Here is a 26,457-nt window from a genome sequence, read left to right as displayed (position 1 = left end):
CATGAATCGGACCATTCGAGAGGCAGCCGCCGTCCTCGGCCAGGGTAAGCGCGCACTGCGCGACCGCCTGAAGGCCGACAAGGTCCTGAACAGGGACGGGACGGTGGCAGCCCAGCACATCGGCAAGGGCCATCTGTTCATGGACCTGCGCGCGACCTGGAACAAGACCAACGGCCGGTACCACCACTACAGCGTGGTGATGATCACCGAGGACGGCATCGCCTGGCTGGCGAAACGCCTCGGGATCTCCATCACCGTCACCCAGCACAAGGATCACGTGGCATGACCGTATCGAACCCCATCACCGACGCAGTGGGCGCGCTCCGGCTGGTCGGCATGCACTTCACCGCTCCGACCGCCTACCCAGCCGACGCTCTCCAGGACGCCGCAGCAGAGTGCATCGAGCGACTCACCGCTGTCCCTCAGGCTTCCATCGACCTGGGCGCCCTGTACGCCCAGCTGTTCGCCATCACCCCGAGCGGCTGGCTCCCTCACGTCACGCTCACCACGGACAAGACCCGCCCCTACGGTGCCGTAGTCACCGACGAAGCCGGCAACGTAGCCGCCCGCGACACCGGGAAGACCATCGAGGGCCTGGTCGCCTTGATCCGGGCACGGCTCCCGGCGGGGCGCGGGGAGGCGCCGTGACCACCATCGAGCAACTGTTCAAGCAGTGGGGCACCGCCACGCTGACGCTGGAGCAGGTCCGTGCGACCTACTTCCCGCACATCAAGACCGAGAAGCGCCTGCGCGCACTGATCAAGAGCCGCGAGGTGGCATTGACCACCCGCACGCTCACCACGTCCCGCCGGGAAAAGCCGGTGGTGTACCTGCAGGACCTGGCTGAGTTCCTCGACGCCCAGTCCACGCAGGCAGCCTGAAGCAAAGCGCCCCAGCGCACCTGGGTGGATCAGCAGGAGGAGTGGCAGCCATGTAAACGCAGCAACAGAGCAGGACGGCACACCCGGACCGCGCTCGAATCGCTCACATACGGAGGCGGTGTGAGTAGGAAGGCCCGCGGACGGGCCTTCCCCATAGCCCTTTCACCGAGAGGGTTATGGGGAATCAACACCAACCACTGAGGCACAGCACATGAAGAAGACTGATGTGGCCGACTTCCTCGGCTCACTGAATGCCGGCGTGTTCGCCAACCAGATCGGGGCCGCACTCTCGGACGTCGGGTCCGGCGTCGTCGAACACGGCAAGAAAGGCAAGGTCGTCATCACCCTGGAGATGAGCCGGGTCGGCGAATCCAACCAGGTGAACATCAGCCACCGGCTCGACTACAAGGTGCCGACCAAGCGCGGCAGCCGCAGCGAAGACACGGCGCTCGACACGCCGATGTACGTCACCCCGGAAGGACTGGAGCTGTTCCAGACCAACCCCACCGCCCAGCTCTTCAAGGAGAGCGAAACCCCCGTCCACCCGCGGTAACTCTGACCTCAACCGCATCTCAACCAAGGAACACAGCACATGAAAGACGCTCTGCAACTGCTACTGGCCAACGCCGTCGCTGCCGCCAATGTCCGCGTCGAGGGCACTACCGGGGCCTTCGCCGTTGTGCCGGAAGGCTACAAGCTCCAGAACATGGAGAAGCTCCACGCCAACCGCGACCGCTTCCGCGGATCCTTGAGCACGTCCTCGCTGGCCGACTTCGTCACCTACGTGAAGGACCGCGCCGATAAGGCCACCCACGGCTTCGTCGACAAGGACAACATGACCTGCCGCGTGATCTTCAACCTGGGCGACTCGGCACTGGCTGGCCACGCCGATGACATCGCCACGCTGCGCCTTGAGCCGACTGCCGCCTATGCCGCACTCCAACGCATCGCCGGCAAGACCCTGTCGCAGAAGGACTTGGCCGAGTGGATGGAGGACTGGCGCGACTTCCTGGAGGCCGTCACCCCGGCTGACGAGTCGATGCCCATCGCCCAGGCCATCGCCGCGGTGCGCAACATCACCATCAAGGCGACCTCCGAGCGCAACAACGTCGAAGGCAACTTCAACGCCGCCCGCAGCGCCATGGACAGGATTGAGGCCGACAGCCAGGACACCCTGCCGGGCTCGCTGATCTTCTCCTGCGCGCCGTTCGAGGGTCTGCCGCTGCGCAACTTCGTCCTGCGCCTGTCGGTGCTGACCGGCAACGACAAGCCTGTGCTGAAGCCGCGCTGGGTGGCCGAGGAGCAGGTCCGCGAAGAGATCGCGCAGGAGTTCAAGGAACTGCTCGCGGCTGACATCGCCGACGCCACCACTCTGACCATCGGCACCTTCGAGCTGGGCGCCTAACAGCCTCCAACTGCAACACCCCGCCGCCGGACTCTGACAGCTATTCCCGGCGGCGGGCCCTACTGAGGACACAGCACATGCAAGCACTTCACGACTACGGGCTGATCATCGTTCTGGTGGTGGCACTCGCCCTCCAGGTCTTCAGCGACTGGATTGTCTCCAACCGCTCCGAAGCCAAGGGCTACGACCTGGGTTATGCCGACTGCAAGCTAGGCCACGCTGCCCACATCGAGGCGCTCCACGATGACATCGCGGAGAAGAATCTCCAGCTGAGGCAGGCCGAGGCGGCACACCGCCTGGAATGCGAAAAACTGATCCAGGACTGCGATGAGCGAATCGCCCACCACGCCAGGCGCGCGAGCCCCTTCACTGACGCAGACGCCGCCGAGCTGATGAAGATCAGCGGGCAACTCAAGGTCACCGCAGTCACCGCCCACCGAGTCGGGGCCACCATCCACAAGGATCAAGCCACCCTGGCAGCTGAATCGGCCGTGCGCATGGCGGAACGCATCCGCGCCGTACTGGCCCACGCCGAGCAACAGGAGAACGCAGCATGAAGAGCGTCCTCGTAGTTGGCCGCCCTGGCTGCGGCAAGACCCGAAACAAGCACCTCATCGCTGATGCACTGGGACTCTCCCGGATCGTCGACAACTGGTACCAGGGTGACGAGATGCCGAAGTTTGACACCCTGATCCTCACCAACGACACCGCCGTGCTCGGGCACCCTGCCGTAGCTGGTCGCGTCCAGGCCATCGCTTACGACGACGTGATGCAACAGGTGTGGCGCCCGCCGCTCTGCGTCTACCACGCTAATTGCGCCGATGGCTTCGGCGCCGCCTGGGTGGTCCGCAAGGCCTTCCCGGAAGTCGAGTTCCACCCCGGCCGCTACGGCGACGCAATCCCCGACGTAGCCGGCCGCACCGTGGTGATGGTCGACTTCTCATATTCCCGGGAAGACCTGCTGCAGATCTCCGAGATTGCCAAGGGCGTTCTGGTGATCGACCACCACAAGACCGCAGCCGAGGCGCTGGCTGGCTTCCCGCAGGTTGACGACTGCCGGACCTGGGCTCATGCCACTGCAGGGTCGCGCTCCATCTTCACATGCTTCGACATGGAGCGCAGCGGCGCCGGGCTGACCTGGGACTTCTTCTTCCCCGACCAGCCTCGCCCCGCACTGATCAATCACATCGAGGACCGTGACCTTTGGCGCTTCGCCCTGGAGGGGACAAGGGAGGTTCAGGCGAATCTCTTCAGCTACCCCTACGACTTCGAGGTTTGGGACCGGTTGGCAGCGACCCCGGCTGAAGCCCTGCGCGCCGACGGCATCGCCATCGAGCGCAAGCACCACAAGGACATCGGAGAGCTACTGCGGGCAGTACAGCGCAGCATGACCATCGGCGGGCACAACGTACCGGCTGCCAACCTGCCGTACATCTACTCCAGCGATGCCGGCCATGTGATGGCGCAGAACGCCCCGTTCGCGGCCTGCTACTGGGACACGCCGAAGGGCCGGACCTTCTCCCTGCGCAGCTCCGATGACGGCCTGGACGTGTCGGCCATCGCCAAGCTCTACGGCGGAGGCGGCCACCGCAACGCCGCGGGCTTCTCGGTCGGCTACGACCACCCGCTGGCCTATAACGCCCCTACCCTGAAGTGCTTCCAGGTGGGCGACAACGAGCTGGTGGCCGCCTACACCCCCGAGCAAGCGATCAAGCTGCTGTGCGCCTTTGCCGGCTACAGCGCGGACGACTTCGACCTGGACGACGTGTCGGAGTGGACCGAGGAGGAGCTGGACCGACAGTGCTTCGAGGAGGACGGCGAAACACCGGCCGAGCCCTGGCGCGCCGCGTTCGCCGCCTGCGTCTACCCGCAGTACCTGGGCGGATGGGAGTAAGGCCATGACCTGGATTCTCACCTTCACCGGCAAGCGCTTCGACCTGTTCGAGCCGACCCCAGACATGATCTGCCCGCACGACATCGCCCAGGCTCTCGGCACCATCGCGCGCTTCAACGGGCACACCCGGGATCACTACACAGTCGCGCAGCACAGCGTGCTGGTGTCCCGCCTGGTGCCCAAGGAGTATGAACTGGTGGCGCTGCTGCATGACGCCACCGAAGCCTACATCGGCGACATGGTTCGGCCGCTCAAGCAGTGCATGCCCGCCTTCTGCGAAGTCGAGGAACGTATCTGGTCAGCCATCTGCCAGCGCTTCGAGCTGGCCGAAGAGCTGCCCGAGTGCGTGAAGCACGCAGACCTGGTCGCATTGGCCACCGAGCGACGGGATCTGATGCCGGCACACCCGGCTTCCTGGGAGTGCCTGGAGGGCATCGAGCCGCTGGAGGCGCGCATCGACCTGTGGACACCACACGTCGCGCGCTGGCACTTCCACCAGCGCCTGCAGGGCCTACTGATCGAGCGCCTGCGCGGACAAGCTCCGATGCTCCACGTCTCCCCCGACTGCAAGGGCTTCACCACGCCCTTGAAGGGGGACGCATGACCTCCTTCCGCACAATCAAGGTGAACGACGCCCAGCGCGCGCTGCCGTTCCAGCGCGAGCTGTACGTCGACCTGTTCGCCGGTCTCGGCGGCGCGAGCAGCGGAGGCCGCAAGGCCTACCGCGACCCGGACATCGCCATCAACCACAACCCCGTGGCCATCGCCGTGTACAAGGCGAATCACCCCAGCACCAGGACCTTCATCACCGACGTCTTCGACGTCGATCCGCTAGAGGCCACCGGCGGGCAGCCCGTCGCCATCCTGTGGGCCTCCCCGGATTGCCGCCACTTCAGCAAGGCCAAAGGCGCCGCCCCACGCAGCCCGCAGGTTCGCTCCCTGGCCTGGGTAGTCGTGCGCTGGGTGCATGCCACCAGGCCGCGCCTGTTCCTGCTCGAAAACGTCGAAGAGTTCCAGAAATGGGGCCCGCTCGACGAGCACGGCCAGCCGATCAAGACGGAGGAAGGTCGCACCTTCAAGGCATTCGTTGCCTGCCTCACCAGCGGCTTGCCAGCGGACCACCCGGATATGCCGGAGATCATGGCGGCCATCGGCCTATGGGTACCGCAGAGCGCCCTGGTCCGCGGCTTGGGTTGCAACGTGGAGTGGCGCGAACGCCGCGCCTCGAATGCCGGCGCGCCGACCATCCGCAAACGCCTTTTCATGATCGGTCGCACCGACGGCCGTCCTATCGTCTGGACCACCCCGAAGCGTCACGAAAACCCGAAGGCCGATCAGATGCCTTGGCGCCAGGCGTCGGAGTGCATTGACTGGAGCAACCTGGGTAAGAGCATGATCGACCGGAAACGCCCACACGCAGACAACACCTGCCGGCGCGTGGCCAAGGGCTTCTGGCGACATACCGTCATGGCGGACAAGCCCTTCCTCGTGCCTATGGACGATGGCCACCTCGCCGCAGCCAACCTCACCGAGTTCGCCAACGCGAGCAACCAGCGCACTTTCAGCGCCGCCGAACCGCTGCGCACCCAAGTCGCTCAGATCAAGGGTGGCCACTTCGCCCTGTCGGCGGCACACCTGACGCACCTCACCCATCACGGCGACCGCGCCGGCTACCCGCTGACCGAAGCAACCAGAACCATCACCGGCGCCAACCGTGGCGAGCAAGCGCTGGTCACTGCAGCAATGGTGACTCTGCGCAACGGCTCCATCGGCGGTTCTATGGACCAGCCGGTCAACGCCATCACCACCAGCTCCGGGCATCACGCAGTTGCCGCCTGCCATTTCGAGCAGGCCAACGGAGGGTTCTACGACGGCGCGGGCCGCGCTGCCGACGCGCCTCTCAGCACCATTACGCAGGCGGGCTCCAACCAGCGCCTGGCCAGCGCCTACCTGGTTAAGTTCTACAGCACTGGCGGTCAATGGCAGGACCTGGCCGAGCCAATGCACACCTTGCCCACCAAGGACCGCATGGCTCTGGTCACCGTTGTCCAGGTCCCAGCGGCCATCCTACCGCCCGAGCTGATGGAGAAGGCCCGGAAGTGCGCAGCCTTCCTGCACAAGCACCTACCCGAGCACTTCCCGCAACTGGTCGACCTGGTGCTGCTGGGCGACTACGTCCTCGTCGATTTCACCCTGCGCATGCTCAAGCCGGTAGAGCTGAAGATCGCCCAGGGCTTTGACCCGGACTACATCACCGACTGGGGCTGGTTCGAGGACAAAGCCACCGGCCAGCTGGTGCGCAAGAACGTTAACAACACAGACCAGATCAAGCTCATAGGCAACAGCGTTAGCCCCTACGAATCAGAGGACCTGATCGCAGCCAACGCCGCCGACCTGATCGACCTGTACAGGAGTGAGGCAGCATGAATGACTACAAAGCCGCCTTCGACTCCATGGCCGCCGACATCAGCGCCATTACCGCCCTGCTCGGGTTCTCCACATACCCCGGCATCGATCTTGTGCTGCGCTCCATCACTGACCTGGTGCTGGCCAAGGCCGAATCCCAGCAGCTCAGGGGCGAGCGCGATGCCGACCAGGCCAGGGTGGCGGAGCTGGAGAAGCTGCACGCGATCATTCGAGTGACCGACACCAAGTCGGTCGCCATGAAGGAAGTCTGCCCTTCCTGCGGCGAGCAGTTCGAATGCTTCCACAACGGCTATATCAACCAATTGGTCCAGAGCAACGAAACCCTGTGGGCCACGACGAAAGCGGCCTCCGAACAGGATATGTACTGGCATGACGACGCACTGGCACTGCGCGACCAATTGGCTGAGCTGGAGAAGCAGGAGCCGGTGGCATTTGTCGTCGACGTGCAGGGTTATAAGCGTCTGATCTGCGCCTCTCGCGAGGAAGCGGCTAGCAACGCCGAGCACTTCGAAAAGCGCGGCAGGAAGTCGCCGATCACCGCGCTCTACGCCGCCCCGGTCGCCCAGGCCGGGCAGGTGCCGGAAGAACTCACAGCAAAGATCAACGAGTGCCTGACCCTGGCGTTCGAAGAAATCGCCCTGTACGTCGAACCGGACAAGTGCCGCCACCCTCGGTCCCGCGCTCGGCGGGCATCTGCACTGGCCACTGAAATTCGCGCCGCACTCGCCGCCGCCCCGCCGCAGGGAATGCCAACCGAGGCCGAGCTTGAAGCAGCCGGGCTCGGGTATCCGCTGTCGAAGGAGGAGGCGGTAGCGCTATGGAATGACCGCAATGGAGCAAAGCCAGCTCAGGGAGGTCGCGATGAGTGACGCAATTCGCATCAAGTGCTGGAGCTGCCGAGAGGGAATGACGCTGTTCGAGCACGGAAAGGCCGATGGCATGTGCCCATGCTGCGGAGTTGAGGTCGACCTGGCCGGATACCTGGAGGAAGCAATCCAGCAGAACCTGCAGCTGGGAGCCGAAGTGGAGGCACTACGGAATCAGGCCAGCACCTATACCGACTTACGTGAGGAGCTCAGGCAAGCGCAGAAAGAAGCCGGACTGTATCGCGAGATTCAGAACGCGGCCCGGGACCTCCCCGGAGCCTGGTCAATCCAGCTCTGCGTGGAGCAAGGTGCCGGCTGGATTGACCTCTTCGATGATGACGGTTGCAAGGTCGACTTCGCCACCAGTTCCGAAGGCCTGGCTACCACAGTGAAGGATGCCATGGAGCACGCGATCGACACAGCCAAGGCCGGCGCACAATGAGCTGCACTATCACCTACACCACCAGCCGTGCGCCCGGCGCAGAGGACCGCGCAGTCACGCGCGGCACTCTGCCTCGTCGCCCAGTCGGCTGGCTGGCCAGTATCTGGATGCTTGCTCCCAACGGCGAGAAGACCACCCACTCTTTCAACGTCCCTTCCTGCATGGCGGCCGACCTGGTACCGGCCATTGGCGAGCAGATCGACGCCCTCGCCGCAGAGAACGGGAACAGCTGCACTCAGTTCGGCTGGTCCGCCAGCGCACACGGAATGGGTTCGAAACCCCGCCGAGGAGGAAAAAGGAAATGACTCAACGACCTCTCGACCGACTCATCAAAATCGAGGAAGTCATGCAGCAAATCGGCATGGGCAGAACCAAGCTGTACGACATGATTCAACTTGAAGAATTTCCTGCCCCGGTGAAACTGGGACGATATTCCAGATGGTCGCAGCTGGAAGTCCAAGACTGGATTGAAGCCCAGAAGAGCAAAAGGGCAGCCTAGCTGCCCTGAGCCTTACACTTTTGACTATTCATCACGTAGCGCTCCCACCACAGCATCATCTCTTTGCGCTCAGGCATGTACAGGGCGTGATTGTATGCAGCCTTAGTTTTGTTGCCTTCAACATGGGCCAGCTGAATTTCAATCACCTCGCTCCGAAACAGGCCGGACTCGTACAGGTGAGTGGACGCTGTGGCACGGAAGTCATGGCAGGTGAATCCCTTCATTCCCATGCGTTCCAGCGCCCGATTGAAGGTAGCTCCATCTACCGGGCGATCCGGATGCCGAAGTCCAGGGAACAATAACAGGCCACCCCCAGTAATACGATGCAGCTCCCGCAGCAGCTTGACCGCATAGGGAGGCAGCGGCACCAGGTGCCGACGCCGCTTCTTCATGAACTCGGCCGGGATGTCCCACACAGCCGCGTCGAGATCCACATCCTGCCATCTGCCCCGCCGGAATTCGACGGTGCGCAGGAAAAGGAGTTGCATAAGCTCCAGGGCTATCGTATTGGCGCGAAATCCTCCATAGCCGGCCACTTGCTGGCGGAACCTCGCCATCTCATCCAGAGACATCGGCCGACTGTGCTCAATAGGCTCACGAACGAAAGCTCCGTACAGGGCTGCGGCCGGATCGGCGTCAGCTCGTAGCGTGCGGATGGCGAACCGGTACATCTGCGACAGCCAGTTGCAGAGGGAAATCGCGTAGTACGTTGCGCCCCGCATCTCCATCCTACGAAGGCACTCAAGCAACTGCGCGGCCGTGACAGCGCGTACCGGTAGCTTGCCAACATAGGGGAAAAGGTTCTTTGAGAATGCTCGGACCAGTTGGTCCCGGTAGCTGTCGCTAATGCCAGTCTTGCTCTCGATCCACTCGAGCGCGACCACCTTCAGAGATGACTTGTTCTCGACGACTTGGCGCGCGCGCTCTGTACGCCGCACATGCGAGGGATGTCGCCCTTGTTTGACCAAGGCTCTCGCTTTGTCACGCTCCGCCCGGGCCTCGGCGAGCCCCATTTCGGGATACTCCCCCAACGCGAAGACGTTCTCCTTGCCCTCGATCTTGTAGCGGTATCGCCAGTACTTCGCCCCGGTCGGGCGTATCTCTATAAAGAGGCCTCGCTCGTCGCTGAGCTTGCGGGGTTTGTCGGAGGCCTTGGCCTGACGAATCTGGATGTCGGTAAGCGGCATAGCGGGTATCACCTGAGAGGAAAATCTACCCCGCTTTGATACCCCCTTTTGTCATGACTGGGACAGCACGGCAACGGACGCTCACGAACAGAAAAGCCGCGCAGGGCGCGGCTTTCAAGGGTGTGACGAACGAAGAAAAACCAGAAAAAACTTCATGCGCAGTCAATGTGGATGATCTTTCGTTGCCGGGTCACGGAGAAAGCGCCTGCCTACTTGCGGGAAGTCGCCCTGAAGGACGACGGAAACCTGTCCATGGTAATGCAATTCCGGCTGCTGCCGGTGTTGCCCGCGAGCGCCCGCATCAAATGCACGAAACCCTGGCGCTGACCGCCCGGCAAACCCCGCCGTTGAGCTAAGCGACTGATAAAAAATCACTTTTTCCAAACTTTAGATTGACATGAAGGCCGTTCTGCGTAGAATGGCCGGCGCGGGATGGAGCAGTCTGGTAGCTCGTCGGGCTCATAACCCGAAGGTCGTAGGTTCAAATCCTGCTCCCGCAACCAGATACAGAGAAAGGCCACTCTTCGGAGTGGCCTTTTTCGTTTGCGCACGATTTAAATTATTGATCGAAATCGAAATATCGATTGACAAGACCTTTCATCCGCGTAGAATTGCAGCCGCGGGATGGAGCAGTCTGGTAGCTCGTCGGGCTCATAACCCGAAGGTCGTAGGTTCAAATCCTGCTCCCGCAACCAGACACAGGGAAAGGCCACTCTTCGGAGTGGCCTTTTTCGTTTGCGCGCGATTTAAATGATTGATCGAAAACGAAATATTAATTGACACCAAGCCTCACGCGAGTAGAATTGCCGCCGCGGGATGGAGCAGTCTGGTAGCTCGTCGGGCTCATAACCCGAAGGTCGTAGGTTCAAATCCTGCTCCCGCAACCAGACACCAAGAAGAAAGCCACTCTTAGGAGTGGCTTTTTTCGTTGTGGCAGAAAAATGTCCCCCTGCGGGTGGCGTCTCACGACTGAGGAAAATACTCTTCGGGGACTTGGGAATTCGCGTCAGTACCCCTACTCTGTCGCGCTAAATCGATTGAGGTGCCCGATGAGCGCCAACCCCGCCACACCCGATACCCCTGCCACCGAAGACATCGAGCCACGAGCGGCCTGGCTCACCTGGATCAACAGCAACCGCCAGGCACTCGGCCTGGGCGTTACCCTGGTGCTGTTCTGCCTCGCACTGATCGCCTGCTATCACCTGCTGCGCGACATCGACGCCTATTCCCTGCATGACGCCCTGCTCGACGTGCCCAGCACCTCGCTGTTCGGCGCCTTCGCCGCGACCGTTATCGGCTTCATCATCCTGCTTGGCTACGAATGGTCTGCGAGCCGCTTCGCCGGTGTGAAACTGCCGCTGCCGGCGCTGCTGACTGGCGGCTTCTCCGCCTTTGCTATCGGCAACGCCGTGGGCCTGTCGATGCTCTCCGGCGGCTCGGTGCGCTATCGCCTGTACGCCCGCCAGGGCCTGGGCGCCGGCGATGTCGCGCTGATGACGCTGTTCGCCAGCCTGTCGCTGGGCTGCGCGCTGCCGGTACTGGCTGCACTTGCCGCACTCAGCGATGTCTCCGACGCCTCCCTCGCCCTGCACCTGCCGGAGTGGCTGGTCACCGTCCTCGCGCTGGCGATCATCGCCCTCTGCATCGTACTGGTGGTCAGCATCGAGCGCCGCCGCCTGCCCGAGCAACCGTCGCCGGACAGCCACCTGGTGCGCTTCGGCCGCCGCACCCTGCGCCTGCCGGGCCTGCGCCTGTCGCTGCTGCAACTGCTGATCACCGCGCTGGACGTGGCCGCCGCCGCGACCGTGCTCTATCTGCTGCTGCCCGAAGCGCCGCCGTTCGGCGCCTTCCTGCTGGTCTACCTGATCGCCCTGGCCGCCGGCGTGCTCAGCCATGTGCCGGGCGGGGTCGGCGTGTTCGAGGCCGTGCTGCTGGCGGCCTTCGCCGGCCAACTGGGCGCAGCGCCACTGGCCGCCGCGCTGCTGCTCTATCGCCTGATCTATGTGGTCATGCCGCTGATCGTCGCCTGCCTGCTGCTGCTGTTCCTCGAAGCGCGCCGGGTGCTGGTGGCCAAGCAGGCGGTGCGCATCACCTCCGGTTTTGCCGCACAGATCCTGTCCCTACTGGTGTTCATTTCCGGTGTCGTGCTGCTGTTCTCCGGCGCCACGCCGTCCATCGATACCCGCCTGGACGATATCGGCTTCCTCGTTCCCCATCGCCTGATCGATGCCTCGCACCTGGCCGCCAGCCTGATCGGCGTACTCTGCCTGCTGCTCGCCCATGGCCTGCGCCGTCGGCTGTCCGCCGCCTGGGCGCTGACCATCGGCCTGCTCAGCGCCGGCGCGGTGCTCTCGCTGCTCAAGGGCTTCGACTGGGAAGAAGCGCTGATCCTCAGCTTCACCGCCGTGCTGCTGGTGATCTTCCGCAGCGCCTTCTACCGCCGCAGCCGCCTGATGGACCTGCCGTTCTCGCCGCTGTACCTGGGCGCAGCCGCCTGCGTCATTGCCGCGTCGATCTGGCTGCTGCTGTTCGCTTACCAGGACGTTCCGTACAGCCAGGAGCTCTGGTGGCAGTTCGCCCTGGATGCCGACGCCCCGCGCGGCCTGCGCGCCGCCCTGGGCAGTTGCCTGCTGCTGGCAGCCCTGGCGCTGTACTGGCTGCTGCGCACCGCGCCACCGGCGATCCATGCCCCAAGCCGTGAAGACCTGGACACCGCCGCCGGCATCCTCGCCAACTCCTCGCAGCCCGACGGCGGCCTCGCGCTGTCCGGCGACAAGGCGCTGCTGTTCCACGCCGGCAACGACGCCTTCCTGATGTACGCCCGCCGCGGCCGCAGCCTGGTGGCACTGTTCGACCCCATCGGCCCGGCCCAGGCCCGCGCCGAGCTGATCTGGCAGTTCCGCGACCTTTGCGACCTGCACCATGCCCGCCCGGTGTTCTACCAGGTACGCGCGGAGAACCTGCCGCTGTACATGGATATCGGCCTGACCGCGCTCAAGCTCGGCGAGGAGGCGCGGGTCGACCTGCGCCGCTTCGACCTGGAGAGCAAGGGCAAGGAGATGAAGGACCTGCGCTACACCTGGAACCGCGGCCAGCGCGACGGCCTGAGCCTGGAATTCCACGAAGCCGGACAGGCGCCGCTGGACGAACTGCGGGCCATCTCCGATGCCTGGCTGGGCGGCAAGAATGTCCGCGAGAAGGGCTTCTCCCTCGGTCGCTTCACCCCCGAATACCTGCACTATTTCCGCGTCGTCATCGTCCGCTTCCAGGGCCGTGCCGTGGCCTTTGCCAACCTGCTGGAAACCGGCAGCAAGGAACTGGCCAGCATCGACCTGATGCGCGTGGTACCCGACGCACCCAAGCTGACCATGGAATTCCTCATGCTCGGCCTGATCCTGCATTACAAGGAGAGCGGGCACACCCGCTTCAGCCTCGGCATGGTGCCCCTGGCCGGCTTGCAGCCGCGCCGTGGCGCCCCGCTGACCCAACGTCTCGGCGCGCTGGTTTTTCGCCGGGGTGAGCAGTTCTACAATTTCCAGGGGCTGCGGCGCTTCAAGGACAAGTTCCAGCCCGACTGGGAACCCCGTTACCTGGCCGTGCCCGCCGGACTGGATCCGCTGGTGGCCCTGGCCGATACGGCCGCCCTCATTGCAGGCGGCCTGAGTGGATTGGTAAAACGCTGACATGTTGAAAAGACGCTGGCGACACCTGCTCGCCCTCCTCCTGCTGATCGTCATTGCCATCGGCCTGCTGCTGTGGAGCCGCCCCGCTCCGCAGGCCTCCCTGGACCACCGCCAACTGCCCGACGGCAGCGCGGTGAGCCTCGCCAACCCGGGCAAGCAACCCAATGCCCGTGTGCTGCTCGCCGTGCAGCCCGACCAGAAACTGGACGACGCTCAGCTGCTGGCCCTGGCCCACGACAGCGGCGCCCGCGTGGTGCAGTTCGTCTTCCCGGAGAACGACTGCAACGCCCAGCAGGCCCGCATCAAGGCCGCCGGCGAACTGCTCGACGGCCAACCGACGCTGGTCGCTGGCATCGGTCCGGGCAGCGCCTGGGCCTTCCGCTGGCTGGCCGCACAGACTGACGACAAGGCCAAGGCCCTGTCGGTGGGCTTCTCCCTGGAGAAGCCCGACTGCGCCGCGGACCCGCTGCCGAAAAGCGCTCCCCACGGCCACTGGCTGGCCGCCTGGAACGACAACCCGGACGACGCCAGCGCGCGCTTCGCCCGCGGCCTGCAGAACGCCGAGACGGTGATCACCGACTACGACACGCCGCTGCCCAAGGTCCTCGCCGACCAGCTGCGCCAGCAGCTGCAAGGCGGCGGCGACAACGTGCCGGTGGTGGAAGTCCCGGCCGCCAAGCCGTCGGAAACCGTCACCCTGTTCTACTCGGGCGACGGCGGCTGGCGTGACCTCGACCGCGACGTCGCCGCGCAGATGGCCGAGCTGGGCTATCCGGTGGTCGGTGTCGATGCGCTGCGCTACTTCTGGGAGCACAAGACCCCGGAACAGAGCGCCGCCGACCTCGCCCTGCTGATGCAGCACTACCGCGAGAAATGGGGCGCCAAGCACTTCGTGCTGGCCGGCTATTCCTTCGGCGCCGACGTGCTGCCGGCGATCTACAACCGCCTGCCGGCGGACGCCAAGAAGGACGTCAGCTCGGTGATCCTGTTGGCCTTCGCCCGCAGCGGCAGCTTCGAGATCGAGGTGCAGGGCTGGCTCGGTAAGGCCGGCCAGGAAGCCTCCACCGGCCCGGAAATGGCCCGCCTGCCGGGGCCGAAGGTGCTCTGCGTGTACGGCATCGAAGAGAAGGACGAGAGCGGCTGCACCCAGCCGCAGGCCGTGGGTGAGAACCTGCAGCTGCCTGGCGGTCACCACTTCGACGAGGATTACCCGGCCCTGGCCAAGCGGCTGGTGAATGCCATCCGCTCCCGACAGAGCGCCGACGACGAAGGTTGATCGACAGCAAAAGGGCCGCACATCGCGGCCCTTTCACTTTGGCTTAACGGTTTTTCAGGCACGCTTAAGGCTCTATGCTGAGACTGACAGCCCCGTCGTCAGAACGCGGCGTACAGAAAAGAGCCACACAAGGAACCGTCATGAGCCTTTCCAAGTCCCCGTCCCGCTACGGCAGCCTGTCCATTGCCCTGCACTGGATCATGCTGTTGCTGATCGCCGCCACGTACTTCTGCATGGAGTACCGCACCAACTTCCCCAAAGGCAGCGACACCCGCGCGCTGTTTTCCCAGTTCCACTTCATGTTCGGCCTGAGTGTCTTCGTGCTGGTCTGGCTGCGCCTCATCGGCCGCTTCATCTATCCCACCCCGGCGATCATCCCGGCGCCACCGGCCTGGCAGATGATCCTGGCGAAGCTCATGCACCTGGCACTCTACGGCCTGATGATCGGCCTGCCGCTGGCCGGCTGGATCATCCTCAGCGCCGCCGACAAGCCGGTGCCCTTCTGGGGCCTGGAACTGCCACACCTGGTGGACAAGAACCCGGACCTGGCCAAGCAGGTGAAGTACTGGCACGAGACCATCGCCGTGCTCGGCTACTGGCTGATCGGCCTGCACGCACTCGCCGCGCTGTTCCACCACTACATCAGCCGCGACAACACCCTGGTGCGCATGCTGCCGGGCAAGGGTGAGGCGAAGCCGGAGTAGCCCCTATCCCGTCGCGCCTGCCGGCCCGCGGCAGTATCAAATCCTGTAGGAGCGAGGGGGACGCCTAGTACTTGCTCGTGAACCGCTCCACTCCGCCCCCTGCAGGAGTGGACCCTGTCCGCGAAATCCTTCCGGCAGAAATCGCAGTAGCAGGGATACTCCTCCGACCATCGCCTGTCGGCGAATCGCGGAGAAGCTCCGCTCCTACAACAGCATTCCCCCCGTCACGTAGGGCGGATAACCCGGAACGGGTTATCCGCCGATGCCACGACGGCGGATAACGCTGGCGCGTTATGCGCCCTACGGTCTGTTCACGAGGAGTCGAGGTTCGGCTCGTGTAGGAGCGGACCCTGTCCGCGAAGCCCTGACCAATGCGCAGGGCGCTCGGCGCAGGTTCTGGCCCCCAAAGAAAAAGCGCGCCAATTGGCGCGCTTTTTCATACAGCCAAAACTCAGATTTCCACCTGTGTTCCCAGCTCGATAACCCGGTTAAGCGGCAGGTTGAAGTAGCGCAGGTTGCCATTGGCGTTCTTCAGCAGGAAGGCGAACAGCGCCTCGCGCCAGCGCGCCATGCCGATCAGCTTGGACGGGATCACCGTCTCGCGGCTGAGGAAGTAGGTGGTGCGCATCGGGCTGAAGTCCAGCTCGTTGAGGTGGCACAGCTTGAGCGCCTGGGGGATGTCCGGATCTTCCATGAAGCCGAAGTGCAAGACCACGCGGAAGAAGCCCTCGCCGTAGGCGTCCACCTCGAAGCGGCGGTCCGGCGAGACGCGCGGGCTGTCTTCGTTGACTACGGTGAGCAGCACCACCTGCTCATGCAGCACCTGGTTGTGCAGCAGGTTATGCAACAGCGCGTGGGGCACGGCATCGGGGCGTGCGGTGAGGAACACGGCAGTGCCCTGCACGCGGTGCGGCGGTTGCGCGCGGATGCTGGAGATGAACAGCGGCAGCGGCAGCGAGCCTTCGTCCAGGCGATCCACCAGCAGTTGGCGACCGCGCTTCCAGGTGGTCATCAGGATGAACAGGCCGATCCCGGCGATCACCGGGAAGGCACCGCCCTGGACGACCTTGGGCAGGTTGGCGGCGAAGAACAGGGTGTCGACGAACAGCATCATCAGGAAGAACGGAACCGCCAGCCACAGCGGCCATTTCCACAGCAGCCAGACCACCACGCCCATCAGCAGGGTGGTCATCAGCATGGTCCCGGTCACCGCCACGCCGTAGGCCGAGGCCAGGGCGGCGGAGGATTCGAAGCCCAGCACCAGCAGGACCACGCCAACCATCAGCGCCCAGTTCACGCCGGGGATGTAGATCTGCCCCTGCTCGTGGCTGGAGGTGTGCTGGATCGACATGCGCGGCACATAGCCCAGCTGGATGGCCTGGCGGGTCAGCGAGAAGGCGCCGGAAATCACCGCTTGCGACGCGATCACCGTGGCCGCGGTGGACAACGCCACCATCGGCACCAACGCCCAGCTCGGCGCGGTCAGGTAGAAGGGGTTACGTGCGGCCTCGGCATTGACCAGGATGGTCGCGCCCTGGCCAAAGTAGTTGAGCACCAGCGCCGGCAGTACCAGGGCGAACCAGGCGCGGGCGATGGGTTTGCGGCCGAAGTGGCCCATGTCGGCGTACAGCGCCTCGGCGCCGGTCAGCGCCAGCACGGTAGCGCCGAGGATGGCGACGCCGATGCCGGGGTGGGAAACGAAGAAGTTGAAGGCCCAGGCCGGGTTCATCGCCTTCAGCACTTCCGGCTGCTGCGACACGCCATAGATGCCCAGTGCCGCGAGGGCGAGGAACCACGCCACCATGATCGGCCCGAAGAGGATGCCGATACGCGCGGTGCCGTGCTTCTGGATCAGGAACAGGCCGACCAGCACGATCAGCGACAGCGGCACCACCCAGTGCTCCAGGCCGTCGAAGGCGATCTCCAGGCCCTCGATCGCCGAGAGTACCGAGATCGCCGGGGTGATCATGCTGTCGCCATAGAACAGTGCCGCGCCGATCAGCCCGGCGACCACCACGAACGCCTGCAGCCGGCGGCGGCCGGTCGCCGCGCGCCGGGCCAGGGCCGACAGTGCCATCACCCCACCCTCGCCCTGGTTATCCGCGCGCAGTACGAAGATCACGTACTTGATCGACACCACCCAGATCAGCGACCAGAAGATCAGCGAGAGCACGCCGAGCACGCCGTCGTGGTTGGCCTGTACGCCATAACCGCCGACGAAGACTTCCTTGAGGGTATACAGCGGGCTGGTGCCGATATCGCCGTAGCAGACGCCCACGGCACCGACCATCAGGCCGACGGCGGAACTGGAATGGGGCTGCTCATGTTCAGCGGTGCCGGCGCTTGCATCGGACATGTAACAAGATTCCTCAAAAAAATTCGGCGCATCCTGCTCCGACCCTTTCGTCGATGCAAGAGCCGGGTGCGAAGGTTCTGAATGACTATAGAGCCTGTTGCCCACAATTACCGGGCAAACCGGGCTGTCGGACGGCCTGCGACTGCTTGTCCCAGAGAGGCTGGTCAAGTGCGCGGGACGCCGCTAGAATTGCGCACTTTTTGATCAGAGGCGCCGCCAGCGCGCCCTTCGAGGTTAGCCGCACATGTCCACCGCCACACCTAAAGTAGGATTCGTCTCGCTCGGATGCCCGAAAGCGACTGTCGACTCCGAACGCATCCTCACCCAGCTGCGCATGGAAGGGTACGAAATCGTCCCCACCTACCAGGACGCGGACGTGGTGGTGGTGAACACCTGCGGCTTCATCGACAGCGCCAAGGCCGAGTCCCTGGACGCCATCGGCGAGGCCATCGCCGAGAACGGCAAGGTGATCGTCACCGGCTGCATGGGCGTCGCCGAAGACAGCATCCGTGACGTACACCCCAGCGTGCTGGCCGTGACCGGCCCGCAGCAGTACGAGCAGGTGGTCAATGCCGTCCACGAGGTGATCCCGCCCAAGGCCGAGCACAACCCGCTGATCGACCTGGTGCCGCCGCAGGGCATCAAGCTGACCCCGCGTCACTACGCCTACCTGAAGATTTCCGAAGGCTGCAACCACAGCTGCAGCTTCTGCATCATCCCGTCCATGCGCGGCAAGCTGGTCAGCCGCCCGGTCGGCGACGTGCTCAGCGAAGCCCAGCGCCTGGTCAAGGCCGGCGTGAAGGAGCTGCTGGTCATCTCCCAGGACACCAGCGCCTACGGCGTGGACCTGAAGTACAAGCTCGACTTCTGGGACGGCCAGCCGGTGAAGACCCGCATGCTGGAGCTGTGCGAGGCGCTCTCCTCGATGGGCGTCTGGGTACGCCTGCACTACGTGTACCCGTACCCCAACGTCGACGACGTGATCCCGCTGATGGCCGAAGGCAAGCTGCTGCCCTACCTGGACATCCCCTTCCAGCACGCCAGCCCGAAAGTGCTGAAGTCCATGAAGCGCCCCGCCTTCGAGGACAAGACCCTGGCGCGCATCAAGAAGTGGCGCGAGATCTGCCCCGAGCTGACCATCCGCTCCACCTTCATCGTCGGCTTCCCCGGCGAGACCGAGGAAGACTTCCAGTACYTGCTGGACTGGCTGACCGAAGCCCAGCTCGACCGCGTCGGCTGCTTCCAGTACTCCCCGGTGGAAGGCGCCCCGGCCAACGACCTGGGCCTGGACGTAGTGCCTGACGACGTCAAGCAGGACCGTTGGGAGCGCTTCATGGCGCACCAGCAGGCGATTTCCGCCGCGCGCCTGCAGCTGAAGATCGGCAAGGAAATCGACGTACTGATCGACGAAGTGGACGATGAAGGCGCGGTCGGCCGCTCCTACGCCGACGCCCCGGAAATCGACGGCGCCGTGTACATCGACAGCTTCGACGTGAAGCCGGGCGACAAGGTGCGGGTACGCATCACCGACGCGGACGAGTACGACCTCTGGGCCGAACTGGTCTGATCCGCAAAAGCCCCGCCTCGCGGGGCTTTTCATTTCTGCTATCGGAAAGCACATGATCAACAACGACGTACTGCGCAGCCTGCGCTACCTGCTGGACATCCGCGACGCACAGGTCGCCGAGATCACAGCGCTGGCCGGCTTCAACATCAGCGCCGAGGAAGTCGGCGCCTACCTCGCCCGCGACGACGAGCCGGACTTCAAGCCGTGCAGCGACCGCGTACTGGCGCACTTCCTCGACGGCCTGATCGTCCATCGCCGTGGCCGCGACGAGTCGCGCCCGCTGCCGCCGGTGGAGCTGCCGCTGACCAACAACATCACCCTGAAAAAGCTGCGCGTCGCCTTCGAGCTGCGCGACGACGACATCCTGGCAATCCTCGACAGCGTCAGCTTCATCGTCACCAAGACCGAACTGGGTGCGCTGTTCCGCAAGCCCGGCCACAACAACTACCGCCCCTGCGGCGACCAGTTGCTGCGCAACTTCCTCAAGGGCCTGACCCAGCGCCAGCAGCGCTGAGGCCGTCATGCTCTACCGCCTCGCCGCCGACGCCGTGGTCCTGCTGCACCTGGGGTTCATCCTCTTCGTGCTGCTCGGCGGTCTGCTGGTGCTGCGCTGGCCGCGCTTCGCCTGGTTGCACGTGCCGGCGGCGGCCTGGGGCATGGCGGTGGAGTTCCTCCACCTCTACTGCCCGCTCACCCCGCTGGAAAACCACTTCCGCGCCCTGGCCGGCGGCCAGGGCTATGACGGCGGCTTCGTCGAGCACTACCTGATCCCGCTGATCTACCCCGCCGGGCTGACCGAGGCGACCCAGGTCGTCCTCGGCCTGGTAGTGCTGGCGGTCAATCTGCCGCCTTATCTGCTTCTGCTGCACCGGGCGCTGCGTTCGCGCTGAGTGGTTCAGCGATGGGCGACTTGGCAATTGGCAAATAGGCCAGACTCGCCTCCTTGTTCTTCGCATGCCCCAGGCGCTGGCCGTTGTTGAGCTGCGACTCGATCAGCCGGTGATCCGCCGTCAGCCAGTTCAGCGGCTGCTCGCCCCCATGGGTCACCTGGGAGATGATCAGGGTCCGCGCCGGGTCCCAGTCCTCGCCGGTGTGCTGGCGTAGCCAGGTGAACAGCGCGGCGCTGTCGCCCTGTGGATAACCGGAATGGATATAGAGGAACGGATGGGCTTGCGGGTCCCCGTGCTGCTCCAGGTACATCGGCAGACGGGCATCGTCGTCGCCGAGGAACAGCACCCGCCACTGCGACCAGGGCGCAGTCTGCTCCGCCGCTGCACGCACCTCCTTGGCGAAGGCCGGAACGCCACCGCCGCCGTTGCTCCACGGATAGGCGACGCCCAGCACCAGCAGCATCAGCGCCGCGCCCGCCCCTACTACTCTTGGCCAGACGCGGCCCAAGCCGGCCAGCCCAAGCTCCTGCCGCGACTCGACCACCCACCAGGCCGCTAGCAACTGGGCGAAGGGCACCAGCGGCAGTACGTAGTAGCTGCGTCGACTGCCACTGGCAGTGAAGAACACGAACAGCAGCACCAGCGCCCAGACCAGCCAGCGCGCATTCGGCTGCAACTGCTTCCAGCGGCGCACGGCGTACCACAGGCCGATGATCCACAGCGGCGCCCAGGGCAGCGTGTAGGCCGGCAGGTAGACGAGGTACGTATAGATCGGCCCCATATGGTCGAAGGGGTCGAAGAAGCGCACCACGTTCTCCTTGAACACCAGCGCCAGCCCGCTCTGCTCATAACTGGGCTGGCCGTAGAGGTGTGACAGCACAAAGGGAATCGCGTACACGGCACCCGCCACCACCAGCGCTGCCGGCAGCCGCAGGTTCAGGTGTCGACGCCAGCGCCCTTCGCCCAACAGATGCGGCAGCAACACCAGGCCCGGCAGGATGAAGCCGATCAGCCCCTTGCACAGCGAGGTCAGCGAGAGGATCAGGAAGAAGCCCAGGTAGCCGGAGAACCTCGTGTCCTCCGGGTCACGCCAGTACCAGGCCAGCGCCGCCAGCACGCCGAACACGGTAAGCATGTCCGCCGTCGCCACCCGCGCCCAGAACAGGAAATAGAAGGTGGTCGCCAGCAACCAGCCGGCCAGCAGCCCGGTGCCCTTGCGCAGCAGGCGCTCGCCCAGCCACCAGGTCAGCCATACGCTGCCCAGCCCGGAAAGCACGGTGCTGATGCGCAAGGTCCAGTGATTGAGGCCGAACAGGCTGGCCGGTGCGGTGATCAGCCAGTACGACAGCAGCGGCTTGTCGTAGTACGGCGAGCCCCGCAGATACGGGTCGAAGTAGTTGCCCGACTGCAGCATGTGCAGGGAGATATCCGCCCAGCGTACCTCCGGTCCCCAGGCCTCACGGTAGCCCAGGCCAAACACCAGCAACACCAGCGTGACACCCAGCAGAAGCGCCAGCGCCTTGCGATCTTTGTTCCAGTCCTGCATCACCCTTCCTCGGGGTCGGCGCAAATTTGCGCGGACACTAGGGGAAGTCGGGTTACGCAAGGGTTAAGGAATTGCCGGAATTTCGTAATGCGCGGCCATTTGCCAACTGGATAGTGCTCGGAGCGCCACGGCGATCCCGCTAGGGTGAGGCGAAAAACCAGCCAGGAGAGCCTCATGCACCCGTACTTTTCCCTTGCCGGCCGGACCGCCCTGGTCACCGGCGGCACCCGCGGCATCGGCCGGATGATCGCCCAGGGCCTGCTCGAAGCTGGCGCCAGGGTGATCATCTGCGCCCGCGATGGCGCTGCCTGTGCCGACACCGCCGCCGAGCTGTCGCAGTTCGGTGAGTGCATCGGCCTGCCGGCCAACCTCGCCACCGAGGAAGGCGCCAGCGCCCTGGCCGCCGAGCTGAACCAGCGCCTGGACCACCTCGATATCCTGGTGAACAACGCCGGCACCACCTGGGGCGCACCGCTGGAAAGCTACCCGGCCTCGGGCTGGGAGAAGGTCATGCAGCTCAACGTCACCGCCGTGTTCAGCTGCATCCAGCAACTGCTGCCGCTGCTGAAGAAAGGCGGCAGCGCGCAGAACCCGGCACGGGTGATCAACATCGGCTCGGTGGCCGGCGTCACTTCCCACGGCGAGAACGCCTACGCCTACGGCCCGAGCAAGGCCGCACTGCACCAGCTGTCGCGCATGCTCGCCCGCGAACTGGTGAAGGACCACATCAACGTCAACGTCATCGCCCCCGGCCGCTTCCCCAGCAAGATGACCCGCCACATCGCCAACGACGAGCAGGCCATGGCCGAGGACACCGCGGTGATCCCCATGGGCCGCTGGGGCCGCGAGGAAGAGATGTCCGCCTTGGCGATCAGCCTGGCGAGCGCTGCCGGCGCCTACATGACCGGCAACATCATCCCCATCGACGGCGGCTTCCACCTCGGTTGAGTGCCTGAATCAGGTACCATGGCGGCCCCTGCAACAGCCCGTGCCGCCATGTCCCACAGCATCTCGCCGATCGGCCACGTCCGCTCCTGCTTCAAGGAGAAGTTCGCCATCCCGCGCCAGCCGCAACTGGCCCCGGCCGCGACCGGCGTGCTGGAACTGCTGCCGCCGTTCGACACGGGCGACGCGGTGGCTGGCCTGGAGCAGGTCAGCCATGTCTGGCTTATCTTCCTCTTCCACCAGGCGCTGGAAGACAAGCCGCGGCTGAAGGTGCGCCCGCCGCGCCTGGGCGGCAACCAGTCGATGGGCGTGTTCGCCACCCGCGCCACCCACCGGCCCAACGGCCTCGGCCAATCCGTGGTGAAGCTGGAGAAAGTCGAGCCCGGCCGGCTCTGGCTGTCCGGCATCGACCTGCTGGACGGCACCCCGGTAATCGACATCAAGCCCTACGTGCCTTACGCCGACATCGTGCCGGACGCGCGCAACGCCATCGCCGACGCGCCGCCAGCGCCCATCGTTGTGCACTGGAGCGACGAAGCCCTGCACCAGGCCCATGAGCACGGACTGCGCCTCGGCCAGCCGGTGCGCGAACTGGTCGAGCAATGCCTCGCCCAGGACCCACGCCCGGCCTACCAGAAGCCACCGCCCGAGCGCCGCTATGGCGTGCGCCTGTGGGACCTCGACGTGCACTGGCACTACCCCACCGAAGACGAAATCCGCGTACTCGACCTGCAACGCGCCGCTGACTGAGCCTTTTTTCAGGTCAGCGGATTGAGGGCGATCACGTCGCTCTCGAAGCACTCCTGCTCGACGATCAGCGGCTCCACCAGCGGACGGCTGTCGCGGAAATGCGTAGTCTGCGTGTGCGCCTCATACGCCGCATCGTCGCGGTAGATCTCGTAGAGGTAGATCAGCTCCGGATCGAGGCGATCCTGGGATACGTCGAAGACCAGGCAACCCGGCTCGCTGGCCACGGAAGCAGCGGCGTTGGCCTTGATGGCATGCAGAAAATCCTCGGCGCTGCCGGGCTTCACACGGGTCTTGATGAACAGACTGTACACAGGGCGTTCCTTTTGTTTTAAATTTGAAAACAAATTGTATACAAAAAAGGAACCACGTCCATGTCCGATCTCCCTGCCCGTCCCGGCCGCCTCAACGGCCTGCGACACCTCGCCCTGCTGGTTCCGAACCTGGAGGAGTGCGAGCGCTTCTACGTCGAGGTGCTCGGCATGCAGGTGCTCAACCGCGCCAACGAAGACCTGGTCTATCTCACCTGCGGCAACGACAACCTCTCCCTGGGACGCGGCTTCGGCGCGGCCAATGGCCTGCAGACCATGGACCACTACGGCTTTGTCGTCGACAGCGTGGAAGAGCTGGAAGCCTGGTACCAGTACTTCAAGGCCCGCGGCGTGACCCTGCTGGACCGCCCTTTCGACCATGGCGACGGCGCGCGCAGCTTCCACCTGCTCGACCCGGCGGGGAACAAGGTGCAGCCGCTGTATCACCCGGCGGTGTCCGGCCAGCGCCTGGCGTGAGCCGTGCCTCGACGCGCGCGTAGGGGGTGAGGTTCCTGTAGGAGCGAGCTTGCTCGCGAACGTGCACGGCACGGTGCTTCCCTGGTGTGAGCGACGATTTCCGGCGCGATGCGGGCCTATCGCGGACAGAGTCCGCTCCTACATCAAGCCGGGCCCCGCAAGAAACTCGGGCCATAAAAAACGCCGCGTTCCCAAAGGAATCGCGGCGTTCTTTTGACCGAACGGTACGGCTTACTTCTCGGCTTACTTTTCTACGAAAGCACGCTCGATCAGGTAGTCGCCCGGCTCACCCATGCGCGGGGAGATCTGCAGGCCGAAGCCGTTCAGCACTTCGCTGGTCTCGTCGAGCATGCTCGGGCTGCCGCAGATCATCGCGCGGTCGTCCTGCGGGTTCATCGGCGGCAGGCCGATGTCGGCGAACAGCTTGCCGCTGCGCATCAGGTCGGTCTGGCGGCCCATGCTGTGGAACTCTTCACGGGTAACCAGCGGGCAGTAGATCAGCTTCTCTTTCACCATGTCGCCGAAGTACTCGTGTTCCGGCAGGACCTTGGTGATGAAGTCGGAGTAGGCCAGTTCGCTGACCCAGCGTACGCCGTGGACCAGGATGACCTTCTCGAAGCGCTCGTAGACTTCCGGGTCCTGGATCACCGACAGGAACGGCGCCATGCCGGTGCCGGTGCTCAGCAGGTACAGGTGACGGCCGGGCTTGAGGTCGTCCAGCACCAGGGTGCCGGTGGGCTTGCGGCTGACCATCAGTTCGTCGCCTTCCTTCAGGTGCTGCAGACGCGAAGTCAGCGGACCGTCCGGGACCTTGATGCTGAAGAACTCCAGGTGCTCTTCGTAGTTCGGGCTGGCGATGCTGTACGCGCGCATCAGCGGACGACCATTGACTTCCAGGCCGATCATCACGAACTGACCGGTCTTGAAGCGCAGACCCGGGTTACGGGTGGTCTTGAAGCTGAAGAGGGTGTCGTTCCAGTGGTGCACGCTGAGAACGCGCTCGGTGTACAGGTTGCTCATCAAGGACTCCTAGGAGAAACGTGGCGCACCCCAGCAGAACCCGGACGTAGCGCAATTGCGCGACATTTTATAGGCGGCGACAATATCCGCAAAATAAATTATCTGGATATTGCTAATCCAAAACGCAGATAAGGCCGCCCAGTCGCCGCAAAAGGATACCGTCAGGTACTTCCTACGCCGGGGTGACGAAATGTCGCGCAGCCCTTTCCGGAGCCCAAAGAATGAAGTTCACCCTGCGCCAGCTCGAAGTCTTCGTCGCCGTCGCCCAGCAGGAAAGCGTCTCCCGCGCGGCACAGGCCCTGTCCATGTCGCAGTCAGCCACCAGCACCTCGCTGGGCGAACTGGAACGGCAGTTCGACTGCAAACTGTTCGACCGCTCCGGCAAGCGCCTCACCCTCAACGCCCTCGGCCGCCAGTTGCTGCCCCAGGCGGTGGCCCTGCTCGACCGCGGCGGCGAGATCGAGAACATGCTCAACGGCAAGAGCGCCTTCGGCTCGCTGGACCTGGGCGCCACCCTGACCATCGGCAACTACCTGGCAACCCTGCTGATCGGCACCTTCATGCAGCGCCAGCCCGACTGCCGGGTGCGCCTGCATGTGCACAACACTGCCCACGTGGTGCAGCGCGTGGCCCACTACGAGCTGGACCTGGGGCTGATCGAAGGCGACTGCCAGCACCCGGACATCGAGGTGCAGCCGTGGATGGAAGACGAACTGGTGGTGTTCTGCGCGCCGCAGCACCCGCTGGCCCGTGACGGCCGCGCGAGCCTGGAGCGGCTGACGGAGGAGGCGTGGATCCTGCGGGAACAGGGCTCGGGCACGCGGCTGACCTTCGACCAGGCCATGCGGCATCACGTGGAGCCACTGAACGTGCGGCTGGAGCTGGAGCACACCGAAGCAATCAAGCGTGCGGTGGAATCGGGCCTGGGGATCGGCTGCATCTCGCGCCTGGCCCTGCGCGACGCCTTCCGCCGTGGCAGCCTGGTGCCGGTGGAAACCCCGGACCTGGACCTGCGCCGGCAGTTCTACTTCATCTGGCACCGGCAGAAGTACCAGACCGCGACCATGCGCGAGTTCCTCGACCTGTGCCGCAGCGAAACCGCCGGGGTGACGCGCAGCGACGATATCGTCCTGCCGATGATTCCCTGAGCTGCGTTTTTCGTAGGAGCGGACCTTGTCCGCGATCCGGCCGGCAGGCCGGGCTCCGGGATCGCACCACTGGCGCGGTGTTCGCGGAGAAGCTCCGCTCCTACAAGAACAGAGCCGTCACGTGGGCGCAGGCTGCATCCGGACCAGGCGTAGGGCGAATAACCTGGAACAGGTTATCCGCCGGCT

27 protein-coding genes and 3 tRNA genes are annotated in these 26,457 nt (G+C 64.6%); 25 read left to right on the top strand and 5 right to left on the bottom strand.

The window, feature by feature from the left end:
* The first annotated feature begins 1 nt into the window (after window position 1).
* The 12 genes from QO207_RS11690 to QO207_RS11635 all read left to right on the top strand — a co-directional run bounded on the left by QO207_RS11690 (window position 2) and on the right by QO207_RS11635 (window position 8,414).
* Window positions 2-286, top strand: coding sequence for a phage antirepressor KilAC domain-containing protein (locus QO207_RS11690; protein ID WP_301532572.1), 285 nt, complete (start codon window positions 2-4; stop codon window positions 284-286).
* Window positions 283-648: a hypothetical protein gene (locus QO207_RS11685; RefSeq protein ID WP_301532571.1), complete on the top strand. Its 366-nt coding sequence runs from the start codon at window positions 283-285 to the stop codon at window positions 646-648. The genes QO207_RS11690 and QO207_RS11685 overlap by 4 nt, the downstream gene beginning before the upstream one ends.
* Window positions 645-881, top strand: coding sequence for a pyocin activator PrtN family protein (locus QO207_RS11680; RefSeq protein ID WP_301532570.1), 237 nt, complete (start codon window positions 645-647; stop codon window positions 879-881). Before QO207_RS11685 ends, QO207_RS11680 begins: the two co-directional genes overlap by 4 nt.
* A 211-nt stretch (window positions 882-1,092) precedes the next feature.
* Complete coding sequence (locus QO207_RS11675; RefSeq protein WP_301532569.1) at window positions 1,093-1,434, top strand: hypothetical protein; 342 nt, start codon at window positions 1,093-1,095, stop codon at window positions 1,432-1,434.
* Window positions 1,435-1,473: 39 nt separating this feature from the next.
* Window positions 1,474-2,286: a DUF2303 family protein gene (locus QO207_RS11670; protein ID WP_301532568.1), complete on the top strand. Its 813-nt coding sequence runs from the start codon at window positions 1,474-1,476 to the stop codon at window positions 2,284-2,286.
* 77 nt (window positions 2,287-2,363) lie between these two features.
* On the top strand, window positions 2,364-2,843 hold the full coding sequence (locus QO207_RS11665) for a hypothetical protein (RefSeq protein ID WP_301532567.1): 480 nt from the start codon (window positions 2,364-2,366) through the stop codon (window positions 2,841-2,843).
* Window positions 2,840-4,180, top strand: a complete 1,341-nt coding sequence (locus tag QO207_RS11660) for a DHH family phosphoesterase (RefSeq protein WP_301532566.1) — start codon at window positions 2,840-2,842, stop codon at window positions 4,178-4,180. The genes QO207_RS11665 and QO207_RS11660 overlap by 4 nt, the downstream gene beginning before the upstream one ends.
* A 4-nt stretch (window positions 4,181-4,184) precedes the next feature.
* Window positions 4,185-4,784 (top strand): phosphohydrolase, encoded by a 600-nt coding sequence (locus QO207_RS11655; RefSeq protein ID WP_301532565.1) that lies wholly within the window; start codon window positions 4,185-4,187, stop codon window positions 4,782-4,784.
* Complete coding sequence (locus tag QO207_RS11650; protein WP_301532564.1) at window positions 4,781-6,607, top strand: DNA cytosine methyltransferase; 1,827 nt, start codon at window positions 4,781-4,783, stop codon at window positions 6,605-6,607. The genes QO207_RS11655 and QO207_RS11650 overlap by 4 nt, the downstream gene beginning before the upstream one ends.
* Window positions 6,604-7,476: a hypothetical protein gene (locus QO207_RS11645; protein WP_301532563.1), complete on the top strand. Its 873-nt coding sequence runs from the start codon at window positions 6,604-6,606 to the stop codon at window positions 7,474-7,476. The genes QO207_RS11650 and QO207_RS11645 overlap by 4 nt, the downstream gene beginning before the upstream one ends.
* Window positions 7,469-7,915, top strand: coding sequence for a hypothetical protein (locus QO207_RS11640; protein ID WP_301532562.1), 447 nt, complete (start codon window positions 7,469-7,471; stop codon window positions 7,913-7,915). The genes QO207_RS11645 and QO207_RS11640 overlap by 8 nt, the downstream gene beginning before the upstream one ends.
* 301 nt (window positions 7,916-8,216) lie before the next feature.
* A complete protein-coding gene (locus tag QO207_RS11635) occupies window positions 8,217-8,414 on the top strand; it encodes an AlpA family transcriptional regulator (protein WP_301532561.1) in 198 nt (65 codons plus the stop codon).
* Here the strand turns inward: QO207_RS11635 and QO207_RS11630 are convergent.
* Entirely contained in the window at window positions 8,411-9,601 is a 1,191-nt protein-coding gene (locus QO207_RS11630) for an integrase arm-type DNA-binding domain-containing protein (protein ID WP_301532560.1), read from the bottom strand. The genes QO207_RS11635 and QO207_RS11630 overlap by 4 nt on opposite strands.
* 426 nt (window positions 9,602-10,027) lie before the next feature.
* On the opposite strand from QO207_RS11630, the gene QO207_RS11625 reads away from it, so the two are divergent.
* The 6 genes from QO207_RS11625 (at window position 10,028) to QO207_RS11600 (ending at window position 15,264) form a co-directional block, all read left to right on the top strand.
* A tRNA-Met gene (locus QO207_RS11625) sits at window positions 10,028-10,104 on the top strand.
* A 115-nt stretch (window positions 10,105-10,219) separates the two neighbouring features.
* A tRNA-Met gene (locus QO207_RS11620) sits at window positions 10,220-10,296 on the top strand.
* Window positions 10,297-10,411: 115 nt separating this feature from the next.
* A tRNA-Met gene (locus QO207_RS11615) sits at window positions 10,412-10,488 on the top strand.
* Window positions 10,489-10,650: 162 nt separating this feature from the next.
* Window positions 10,651-13,284: a bifunctional lysylphosphatidylglycerol flippase/synthetase MprF gene (gene mprF, locus QO207_RS11610; RefSeq protein WP_301532559.1), complete on the top strand. Its 2,634-nt coding sequence runs from the start codon at window positions 10,651-10,653 to the stop codon at window positions 13,282-13,284.
* 1 nt (window position 13,285) lies between these two features.
* A complete protein-coding gene (locus QO207_RS11605; RefSeq protein WP_301532558.1) occupies window positions 13,286-14,560 on the top strand; it encodes a virulence factor family protein in 1,275 nt (424 codons plus the stop codon).
* A gap of 140 nt (window positions 14,561-14,700) precedes the next feature.
* The gene (locus QO207_RS11600; RefSeq protein WP_301532557.1) at window positions 14,701-15,264 is read left to right on the top strand and encodes a cytochrome b; all 564 of its coding nucleotides are present in this window, start codon (window positions 14,701-14,703) and stop codon (window positions 15,262-15,264) included.
* Between the two features lie 451 nt (window positions 15,265-15,715).
* On the opposite strand, the gene QO207_RS11595 is transcribed toward QO207_RS11600, so the two are convergent.
* Window positions 15,716-17,620 (bottom strand): potassium transporter Kup, encoded by a 1,905-nt coding sequence (locus QO207_RS11595; RefSeq protein ID WP_301532556.1) that lies wholly within the window; start codon window positions 17,618-17,620, stop codon window positions 15,716-15,718.
* 244 nt (window positions 17,621-17,864) lie between these two features.
* Between QO207_RS11595 and rimO the strand changes: the two genes are divergently transcribed.
* Genes rimO through QO207_RS11580 form a run of 3 tightly spaced genes read left to right on the top strand, consistent with a single transcriptional unit; the run spans window position 17,865 to window position 20,077 of the window.
* Window positions 17,865-19,187, top strand: coding sequence for a 30S ribosomal protein S12 methylthiotransferase RimO (gene rimO, locus QO207_RS11590; protein ID WP_253443208.1), 1,323 nt, complete (start codon window positions 17,865-17,867; stop codon window positions 19,185-19,187).
* Window positions 19,188-19,239: 52 nt separating this feature from the next.
* Window positions 19,240-19,701 carry a DUF1456 family protein gene (locus QO207_RS11585; RefSeq protein ID WP_301532555.1) on the top strand — a complete coding sequence of 154 codons (462 nt, stop codon included), beginning with the start codon at window positions 19,240-19,242 and terminating at the stop codon, window positions 19,699-19,701.
* A gap of 7 nt (window positions 19,702-19,708) precedes the next feature.
* Window positions 19,709-20,077, top strand: a complete 369-nt coding sequence (locus QO207_RS11580; RefSeq protein ID WP_301532554.1) for a DUF2784 domain-containing protein — start codon at window positions 19,709-19,711, stop codon at window positions 20,075-20,077.
* On the opposite strand, the gene QO207_RS11575 is transcribed toward QO207_RS11580, so the two are convergent.
* Entirely contained in the window at window positions 20,025-21,623 is a 1,599-nt protein-coding gene (locus QO207_RS11575; RefSeq protein ID WP_301532553.1) for a glycosyltransferase family 39 protein, read from the bottom strand. The genes QO207_RS11580 and QO207_RS11575 overlap by 53 nt on opposite strands.
* Window positions 21,624-21,797: 174 nt before the next feature.
* On the opposite strand from QO207_RS11575, the gene QO207_RS11570 reads away from it, so the two are divergent.
* Both QO207_RS11570 and tsaA read left to right on the top strand, forming a co-directional pair.
* A complete protein-coding gene (locus QO207_RS11570) occupies window positions 21,798-22,571 on the top strand; it encodes an SDR family oxidoreductase (protein WP_301532552.1) in 774 nt (257 codons plus the stop codon).
* A gap of 48 nt (window positions 22,572-22,619) precedes the next feature.
* On the top strand, window positions 22,620-23,318 hold the full coding sequence (tsaA, locus tag QO207_RS11565) for a tRNA (N6-threonylcarbamoyladenosine(37)-N6)-methyltransferase TrmO (RefSeq protein ID WP_301532551.1): 699 nt from the start codon (window positions 22,620-22,622) through the stop codon (window positions 23,316-23,318).
* An 8-nt stretch (window positions 23,319-23,326) separates the two neighbouring features.
* On the opposite strand, the gene QO207_RS11560 is transcribed toward tsaA, so the two are convergent.
* Window positions 23,327-23,629 carry a putative quinol monooxygenase gene (locus QO207_RS11560; RefSeq protein WP_301532550.1) on the bottom strand — a complete coding sequence of 101 codons (303 nt, stop codon included), beginning with the start codon at window positions 23,627-23,629 and terminating at the stop codon, window positions 23,327-23,329.
* 60 nt (window positions 23,630-23,689) lie between these two features.
* On the opposite strand from QO207_RS11560, the gene QO207_RS11555 reads away from it, so the two are divergent.
* The gene (locus QO207_RS11555; protein WP_081517927.1) at window positions 23,690-24,103 is read left to right on the top strand and encodes a VOC family protein; all 414 of its coding nucleotides are present in this window, start codon (window positions 23,690-23,692) and stop codon (window positions 24,101-24,103) included.
* A 243-nt stretch (window positions 24,104-24,346) separates the two neighbouring features.
* Here the strand turns inward: QO207_RS11555 and fpr are convergent, their stop codons facing one another.
* On the bottom strand, window positions 24,347-25,123 hold the full coding sequence (fpr, locus tag QO207_RS11550) for a ferredoxin-NADP reductase (protein WP_081517926.1): 777 nt from the start codon (window positions 25,121-25,123) through the stop codon (window positions 24,347-24,349).
* Window positions 25,124-25,344: 221 nt separating this feature from the next.
* On the opposite strand from fpr, the gene QO207_RS11545 reads away from it, so the two are divergent.
* The gene (locus QO207_RS11545) at window positions 25,345-26,271 is read left to right on the top strand and encodes a LysR family transcriptional regulator (RefSeq protein ID WP_301532549.1); all 927 of its coding nucleotides are present in this window, start codon (window positions 25,345-25,347) and stop codon (window positions 26,269-26,271) included.
* The last annotated feature ends 186 nt before the right edge of the window (window positions 26,272-26,457 follow it).

Origin of the sequence: Pseudomonas sp. CAN1, assembly GCF_030462585.1 — a bacterium.
Lineage (GTDB): Bacteria > Pseudomonadota > Gammaproteobacteria > Pseudomonadales > Pseudomonadaceae > Pseudomonas.
Note: the sequence above shows the minus strand (reverse complement) of the source record. Positions and strands in the feature narration are given on the sequence as shown.